Annotated in this window: 2 rRNA genes (1 of these 2 cut by a window edge); both read right to left on the minus strand. The window is 53.2% G+C overall.

Annotated elements, in window-relative coordinates:
- Window positions 1-6 precede the first annotated feature (6 nt).
- Window positions 7-119, minus strand: a 5S ribosomal RNA gene (gene rrf, locus CON76_RS06150).
- A gap of 140 nt (window positions 120-259) precedes the next feature.
- A 23S ribosomal RNA gene (locus CON76_RS06155) occupies window positions 260-2,500 on the minus strand; it runs 635 nt beyond the window's last position.

Consider the following 2,500-nt stretch of genomic DNA (forward strand, 5'->3'; position numbering starts at 1 on the left):
ATAACAGCCTGACGATGACCTACTTTCACACAGGAATCTGCACTATCATCGGCGCGAAGTCGTTTCACGGTCCTGTTCGGGATGGGAAGGGGTGGGACCGACTTGCTATGGTCGTCAGGCATAACGGGTTGCTGTCCTGGGCTTGGGCTCAGGGCAGCGTATTCATAGAGTCTGCATCAGCGTGTATTTGATTGCGTGGTATCGGGTTGGATACGGTGTAAAGCACATTCCGTTGAATTGATGTGTTTACCAAAGTTATAGGGTCAAGCCGCACGGGCAATTAGTACTGGTTAGCTTAACGCATTGCTGCGCTTCCACACCCAGCCTATCAACGTTGTGGTCTTCAACGACCCTTCAGGGGGCTCAAGGCCCCGGCAGATCTCATCTTGGAACGAGTTTCCCGCTTAGATGCTTTCAGCGGTTATCTCTTCCGCACATAGCTACCCGGCGATGCCACTGGCGTGACAACCGGTACACCAGAGGTGCGTCCACTCCGGTCCTCTCGTACTAGGAGCAGGCTTCCTCAAATCTGCAGCGCCCACGGAAGATAGGGACCAAACTGTCTCACGACGTTTTAAACCCAGCTCACGTACCTCTTTAAATGGCGAACAGCCATACCCTTGGGACCGGCTACAGCCCCAGGATGAGATGAGCCGACATCGAGGTGCCAAACACCGCCGTCGATATGAACTCTTGGGCGGTATCAGCCTGTTATCCCCAGAGTACCTTTTATCCGTTGAGCGATGGCCCTTCCATACAGAACCACCGGATCACTATGTCCTGCTTTCGCATCTGCTCGACTTGTCAGTCTCGCAGTTAAGCACGCTTATGCCATTGCACTATGAGCACGATGTCCGACCGTGCCTAGCGTACCTTCGAACTCCTCCGTTACACTTTGGGAGGAGACCGCCCCAGTCAAACTGCCTACCATGCACTGTCCCCGATCCCGGTAAGGGACCTAGGTTAGAACCTCAAACGCACCAGGGTGGTATTTCAACGTTGGCTCCAGGCGAACTAGCATCCGCCCTTCAAAGCCTCCCACCTATCCTACACAGATCCGTTCAAAGTCCAATACAAAGCTACAGTAAAGGTTCATGGGGTCTTTCCGTCTTTCCGCGGGGAGATTGCATCATCACAAACATTTCAACTTCGCTGAGTCTCGGGAGGAGACAGTGTGGCCATCGTTACGCCATTCGTGCAGGTCGGAACTTACCCGACAAGGAATTTCGCTACCTTAGGACCGTTATAGTTACGGCCGCCGTTTACCGGGACTTCGATCAAGAGCTTGCACCCCATCAATTAATCTTCCGGCACCGGGCAGGCGTCACACCCTATACGTCCACTTTCGTGTTTGCAGAGTGCTGTGTTTTTAGTAAACAGTCGCAGCCACCTATTTTTTGCAACCCTTTCGCGCTTCGTTGTTCACTACACGCTACCGGGGCACACCTTCTTCCGAAGTTACGGTGTCAATTTGCCGAGTTCCTTCTCCCGAGTTCTCTCAAGCGCCTGAGAATACTCATCTCGCGCACCAGTGTCGGTTTGCGGTACGGTCGATTACAAGCTGAAGCTTAGTGGCTTTTCCTGGGACCCCGTTTGGTTACTTCGCGAGCAAGCTCGCTCGATCGACAGCCTCGGTACATGACACGCGGATTTGCCTACGTGTCGCCTACTTCTGTCTAAACCGGCACTTCCAACCGCCGGATAACCTATTAAGATCCGTCCCCACATCGCACTTGTAACCGGTGCAGGAATATTGACCTGCTTCCCATCAGCTACGCATCTCTGCCTCGCCTTAGGGGCCGACTTACCCTACGCCGATGAACGTTGCGTAGGAAACCTTGCGCTTACGGCGAGCGGGCTTTTCACCCGCTTTAACGCTACTCATGTCAGCATTCGCACTTCTGATACCTCCAGCAGCCTTTACAAGCCACCTTCACAGGCTTACAGAACGCTCTCCTACCACGCACAGCAAGCTGTGCATCCGCAGCTTCGGTAACTGGCTTGAGCCCCGTTACATCTTCCGCGCAGGACGACTCGATCAGTGAGCTATTACGCTTTCTTTAAATGATGGCTGCTTCTAAGCCAACATCCTGACTGTCTTAGCCTTCCCACTTCGTTTCCCACTTAGCCAATTTTAGGGACCTTAGCTGGCGGTCTGGGTTGTTTCCCTCTTGAGTCCGGACGTTAGCACCCGGTGCTCTGTCTCCCAAGCTGTACTCGTCGGTATTCGGAGTTTGCCTTGGTTTGGTAAGTCGCCATGACCCCCTAGCCAAAACAGTGCTCTACCCCCGACGGTAATACTTGAGGCACTACCTAAATAGTTTTCGGAGAGAACCAGCTATTTCCAAGTTTGTTTAGCCTTTCACCCCTATCCACAGCTCATCCCCTGGTTTTGCAACACCAGTGGGTTCGGACCTCCAGTACCTGTTACGGCACCTTCATCCTGGCCATGGATAGATCACTTGGTTTCGGGTCTACACCCAGCGACTAATTCGCCCTG

It is taken from the genome of Macromonas bipunctata (assembly GCF_002837135.1).
Taxonomy (GTDB): domain Bacteria; phylum Pseudomonadota; class Gammaproteobacteria; order Burkholderiales; family Burkholderiaceae_C; genus Macromonas_A; species Macromonas_A bipunctata.